Source organism: Streptomyces sp. NPDC055025 (assembly GCF_053608565.1).
In genome coordinates, this window is record NZ_JBSGVS010000138.1 from 1 (window position 1) to 5,873 (window position 5,873).

5 protein-coding genes and 1 pseudogene are annotated in these 5,873 nt (G+C 70.0%); 1 reads left to right on the top strand and 5 read right to left on the bottom strand.

Translation table 11 applies throughout. The annotated features are described in order from the left end of the window. Positions 1-303 precede the first annotated feature (303 nt). Positions 304-1,305, top strand: coding sequence for a helix-turn-helix transcriptional regulator (locus tag ACWGDX_RS39100; RefSeq protein WP_453633554.1), 1,002 nt, complete (start codon positions 304-306; stop codon positions 1,303-1,305). Positions 1,306-1,341: 36 nt separating this feature from the next. Here the strand turns inward: ACWGDX_RS39100 and ACWGDX_RS39105 are convergent, their stop codons facing one another. The 5 genes and pseudogenes from ACWGDX_RS39105 to ACWGDX_RS39125 all read right to left on the bottom strand — a co-directional run. Further along, entirely contained in the window at positions 1,342-1,545 is a 204-nt protein-coding gene (locus ACWGDX_RS39105) for a DUF6126 family protein (protein ID WP_453633556.1), read from the bottom strand. A 128-nt stretch (positions 1,546-1,673) separates the two neighbouring features. Beyond that, positions 1,674-2,297, bottom strand: a complete 624-nt coding sequence (locus tag ACWGDX_RS39110; RefSeq protein WP_365906884.1) for a helix-turn-helix domain-containing protein — start codon at positions 2,295-2,297, stop codon at positions 1,674-1,676. Between the two features lie 85 nt (positions 2,298-2,382). Then, on the bottom strand, positions 2,383-3,774 hold the full coding sequence (locus ACWGDX_RS39115) for an aspartate aminotransferase family protein (RefSeq protein WP_453633558.1): 1,392 nt from the start codon (positions 3,772-3,774) through the stop codon (positions 2,383-2,385). Beyond that, a complete protein-coding gene (gene dxs, locus ACWGDX_RS39120; RefSeq protein ID WP_453633560.1) occupies positions 3,771-5,711 on the bottom strand; it encodes a 1-deoxy-D-xylulose-5-phosphate synthase in 1,941 nt (646 codons plus the stop codon). The genes ACWGDX_RS39115 and dxs overlap by 4 nt, the downstream gene beginning before the upstream one ends. 22 nt (positions 5,712-5,733) lie before the next feature. Next, positions 5,734-5,873, bottom strand: a pseudogene (locus tag ACWGDX_RS39125) (flavodoxin-dependent (E)-4-hydroxy-3-methylbut-2-enyl-diphosphate synthase); the annotation flags it as partial.

Here is a 5,873-nt window from a genome sequence, read left to right on the forward strand (position 1 = left end):
GGCGTAGGACCAGCCCGCGCGCCCGCCGCCCCTGTCCCGTGTCCGCCGCCCCTTACCCCGTACCCGTACCCGCTCTCCCGTTCGACCAGGGCGTATAGTGCGCTGTCGCATCGGCCCCGCTTCGCGCGAGTCCCGGTGCGCGGATTCTCCGGTACGCCCGCCCGTCGCCCCGCACGCCGACGGCAGGTGGCGGACACTCGTGCGACGGCGCACGGGCACTCCGTCCGGAGGACCTGACCGTACGGACGCGGCGGCGCGCGGACCCCCGGAAAGACGGGGCCGTCCGTGGAGAAGGGGAGCACCATGCTGGAGCCGGCGGGCCTCACCCCTGCGGAGGAGACCGTCTACCGACTGCTCGTGACCGTGACCGCGGCCTCGGCGGACGAGATCGCCGACCACTGCGGGCTGGCTCCGGGGGACACCGAACGCGTCCTGGCGGCCCTCACCGCCAAGGGCCTGGCCAGCGCGACGGACCGGGCGCCGCGGAGCTTCGCCGCCACTCCCCCGGATGTCGCCCTGCTGCCGCATCTCCAGCGCAACTCCGACGCCCTGGACAAGGCGCGCACCGCCGTCACCGATCTGCTGGAGACCTATCGGCGCACCAGACGCCGCCAGGACCCCGACCAGCTCATCGAGGTCATCACCGGCGCCGAGGCCCTGCGCCAGCACCTTCGGCAGATCCAGGACAACACCCGCCACGAGATGCTGTGGTTCTGCAAGGCGCAGTACGTGGCGATGCCTTCGGGCAGCAATCGCGCGGAGTTCGACGCCCTCGCCCGGGGGGTGCGCTACCGGGTCCTGTACGAGAGCGCGTTCTTCGACGATCCCGGGGCCGTCGACAATGTGGTGGAGGGCGTGCGCGCGGGGGAGATCGCACGCGCCGTGCCGCATCTGCCGCTGCGGCTGGCCGTCGCCGACCGCGCCATCGCCATCTGCCCCTTGGTGCCGGGCGGTCCTTCCGGCAGTTCCGCGGAGCCCACCACGGCGCTGGTGCGCGGCAGCAGTCTGCTGGAGGCACTGGTCGCCCTGTTCGAGCGGTACTGGGAGGACGCGGTACCACTCGATGTCAGCGCGTCGGGAACGGTCAGCGGCACGGACGGGACCGCCCCCGGCCATGTGCTCTCGGCGACCGACAGACAGTTGCTGTCGCTGATGGTGGCGGGCGTCGCGGACAAGGCCGTGGCCAGCCAGATGGGGCTGAGCAGACGTACCGTACAGCGCCATATCCAGGGGATGATGACGCTCGCCGGGGCGACGACACGCATGCAGTTGGCGTGGCAGGCGGCCCGCCGCGGCTGGATGTAGCCCGCGTCCGGCCGTCGGCCCCCGCCGCCCTCCGGGCTACTGCTGTCCCCCGAGTTGGAAGAGCAGATAGAGGAAGCCCGCGAAGAGGTGCCCCGCCACCAGATAGGCGAAGAGCCGGATGACCAGCCCCCGGGGGAACGATGTCTCGTGGTCGGCGGCGCGCTCCGGCGGCCGGTCCTCCGGTCCCGCCGGGACCTGTATCCGGCGCTCGGACTCCGACGGCTCCAACGGCTCCGACATGGCGACAGTCCTCTCTACAGGGTTCGGTTCTACGGGATTCGGTTCTGCTGGGCCGGATGCTGCGCGGCCGGATTCTGAGGGGCTCGGTTCTCCGGCGCTCCGTGGTCGCACGGGCCGGCTCCTGCGGATCAGTCGCGATGAGCCCCGCCGCCGAGACACAGCTCGGTGGCGGGGCTCTGGAGCAGGGTGTGGACGAAGAGCAGTTCGGTCCCCTCGGGTCCCGCCGCCGCGATCCGGTGCGGGGTGAGCGAGTCGAAGTGCGCGCTGTCCCCGGGGTCCAGCACATACACGGCTTCCCCCAGACTCAGCCGCAGCCGGCCTTCCAGGACATAGAGCCACTCCTCCCCCGTGTGGACCCGGACGAGGTCACCCTGCGCTCCGTACGGCACCCGGACCCGCAGCGGCTGCATGGCCCGGCCCGAGCCGCCCGCCTGGTGGTATGTCCAGCCGTCGGCCTCGACCGGCTCCGCGCGGCCGGCCCGGGTGATGGGGTCGCGCTCCGGCGGCACCTCCCCGAGCAGATCGGAGACGGTCGTACCGTAGATACGGGCCAGACCGAGCAGCATGGGCAGCGAGGGCTGCCGCTGTCCCGTCTCCAGCCTGGAAAGATGGGCGGGTGAGAGCCCGGCCCGCTGGGCCGCGGCCTCCAGGGTGAGCCGTCGGCCGCGCCGCAGCTCACGCAGGCGCGGCGCCACATCGGGGAATCCGTCGGGCAGCGCGTCGGCCGCCTCTCCGGCAGGAGGTGTGCTCATACCTCCATTGCGCCAGGAACTTTCCTCTGGGGCAAATTTCTTGCCCCAGAGGCAAAGCGAACCCGGAAAGCCCATCCGGGAGAACTCAGCGGTTGGCGACGGCCTGCTTCACCAGCGTTCTGCCGAAGTCCCACATCAGTCCGCCGCCGCCATGGGCGTCGTCCATGACCGCCGTGAAGGCCTCCACGAACCGTTCGACCTCACGCTCCCCGATGGTCAGCGGCGGAATCAGCTTGATCACCTCAAGATGGTCACCGGAGACCTGGGTGAGAATGCGGTGCTTCTGGAGCAGCGGTACGACCACCATCTGCGCGAACAGCCCCTTGCGGGCCGCCTGGAGCATCGTCCACCGGCCGCGCAGCTTGATCGAGCTGGGCCGGCCGAACTCGATGCCGATCATCAGGCCCCGGCCCCGTACCTCGTGGAGCAGCTCATAGCGCTCGACCAGCGCGGCCAGCCGTGATCTGAGCAGATCCCCGGTCACCCGCGCGTTGGCGACGATGCCCTCGTCCTCCATCACCGACAGCACGGCCAGACCGGCGGCCATGGCCTGGGCGTTGGAGCCGAAGCTCGCCGAGTGGACCAGCACCCGGTCCATCGAGGAGTAGACCTTCTTGAAGATCCAGTCCTTGCCGAGGGTGGCGCCGACGGGTACATAGCCGCCGGAGAGCGCCTTCGCCACACAGACGAGATCCGGCTCGACACCCTCCTCGTGCTGGTACGCGTAGAAGTCGCCGGTCCTGCCGAGTCCGGTCTGCACCTCGTCGGCGATCAGGAGCGCCTTGTGCCGGCGCAGCGACTCCTGCGCGGCGCGCAGAAAGCCGGGCGGCGCCGCGTGCACCCCCTTGCCCTGGATCGGCTCGACCACGAAGCCGGCCACATCGCCGCGGCTCAGCTCCCGCTCCAGCGCGTCGAGGTCGCCCAGCGGAATCGCGGTGTCGGGCAGCAGTGGCGCGAACCCGTCCCGGAAGCCGTCCTCCCCGTTGACCGACAGCGAACCGGTGGTCAGTCCGTGGAAGGCGTGCGAGCAGTAGAGGATCCGGGGTTTCCCGGTCACGTACCGGGCGAACTTCAGGGCCGTCTCGACCGCTTCCGTACCGCTGTTGCCGAAGAACACCCGGTCCAGGTGCGGGCTGTGGGCGAGCAGCTTCTCGGCGAGCAGTCCGGGCAGCGGCTGGCAGTCGAACCGGGTGAGATCGGCGAGCGAGGCGTCGAGGACATCGTGCAGCGCCTTGCGTACGACGGGATGGTGCCGGCCGAGCCCCATCACCCCGAAGCCCGCGAGCATGTCCAGATAGTCGTTGCCGTCCCCGTCCCAGAAGTAGGCGCCCTCGGCCCGCTCGTACACCCGGTCGAAACCGATCGTGTGCAGCATGCGCGGGAGCTGGTGGTTGAGGTATTTGGTGTGCAGCTCATAGCGCTCGGCGCCGCGCTCGGCGAGCAGCCGCGGCAGGTCGAAGCCCTTGGGCTCGGTCATTCCTTGCTCTCCTTGCGTACGCGGACGGATCCCGCGCCCTCGTGCGCGGCTCCCACGCCCTGCCGTGGCAGTACGGGGGCGAGGGCGGCGCTGATCCGTCCCGCGATCTCCACCGGTGTCAGGCCGATATCGGCGAGCACCTCACTCCGTTTGGCGTGGGCCAGGAACTGTTCGGGGATGCCGTAGGTCCGCAGGGGTACGTCCACGCCCGCGTCCCGCAGGGCCTGGCCGACGGCGGAACCCACCCCGCCGCTGCGGCTGTTGTCCTCGACGACCGCGACGAGCCTGTGCCGCTCCGCCAGCGGCGCGAGCTGTTCGTCGACGGGTTTGACCCAGCGCGGGTCGACCACGGTGCAGCCGATACCGCGCCCGGCGAGCAGCTCCGCCGTCCGGAGGCAGACGGACGCGAGCGCTCCCACGGACACCAGCAGTACGTCGGTGTCCTCCGCGCGGCGCAGTACGTCCATCCCGCCGAGCCGTCCGACGGCGGGAACGGCCGCGCCCGCGGACTCCTTGGGAAAGCGCACCACGGTCGGCGCGTCGTCCACGTCGACGGCCTCACGGAGCTGCGCCCGGAGCTGCTCGGCATCGCGCGGCGCCGCGATCCGCAGTCCGGGCACGCACTGGAGGATGGACATGTCCCACATCCCGTTGTGGGAGGGGCCGTCGGCTCCGGTCACCCCGGCCCGGTCGAGGACGAAGGTGACCGCGCACCGGTGCAGTGCGACATCCATCAGCAACTGGTCGAAGGCGCGGTTGAGGAAGGTGGCGTAGACGGCGACGACCGGATGCAGCCCGCCGGTGGCGAGCCCGGCCGCGGAGACCGCGGCGTGCTGTTCGGCGATGCCCACGTCCCAGACCCGGTCGGGGAAGCGCTCGGCGAACTTCGTGAGCCCGACCGGGTGCAGCATGGCCGCGGTGACGGCGACGACATCCGGCCGTTCCTCCCCGATCGCGGCGATCTCGTCGCGGAACACCGAGGTCCAGGACGGTCCGCCGGACGGTACGAGCGGCTCGCAGGTCAGCGGGTCCATCGCGCCGACCGTGTGGAAGTGGTCGGCCTCGTCCTGGAGCGCGGGCGGATAGCCGCGGCCCTTCTCCGTCAGACAGTGCACCAGTACGGGGCCGTGGAAGCGCTTCGCCCGGCTGAGGGCCGACTCCACGGCGGAGATGTCGTGTCCGTCTATCGGTCCGACGTATTTCAGCCCGAGGTCCTCGAACATGCCCTGCGGGGCGAAGGCGTCCTTGAACCCCTTCTTCGCACCGTGCAGCGACCCGTAGAGCGGCCGACCCACGACAGGGGTGTTCTGGAGCACGTCCTTGCCCCAGGCCAGGAACTTCTCATAGCCGTCGGTGGTACGGAGCGCGGCGAGATGGTTGGCGAGGCCGCCGATGGTCGGGCCGTAGGAGCGTTCGTTGTCGTTGACCACGATGATCAGCGGACGGTCCTTGGCCGCGGCGATGTTGTTGAGCGCCTCCCAGGCCATTCCGCCGGTGAGGGCGCCGTCGCCGATGACCGCGACGACATGTTCGTCCCGGCCCAGTACGTCGCGGGCCTTGGCCAGTCCGTCGGCCCAGCCGAGCACGGTGGAGGCATGGGAATTCTCGATGACGTCGTGCTCGGACTCCGCACGGGAGGGATAGCCGGAAAGGCCGCCCTTTCCCCGCAGTTTGGAGAAATCCTTTCTGCCGGTGAGGAGTTTATGGACATAGCTCTGATGTCCGGTGTCCCACAGAATACGGTCGACGGGTGACTCGAAGACCCGGTGCAGGGCGATGGTCAGCTCCACCACCCCGAGATTGGGCCCGAGATGACCACCGGTTCTGGCCACCGCCTCGACCAGGAATTCCCTGATGTCCTGGGCGAGTTCGTCGAGTTCGCTTGTCGTCAGCGCCTTGAGGTCGCGCGGCCCCCGGATGTGGTCCAGGACTGACATTTCGGGCCCCTCTCGGATTCGTTCAGCTCACGGTGACGGCGGGAGCCCCCGAGGGCACCCCTGCATCCTCCATCTGTTCGGCGATCTTCATCGCCTCTTCGATCAGGGTCTCCACGATCTTCGACTCCGGCACGGTCTTGATGACCTCGCCCTTCACAAAGA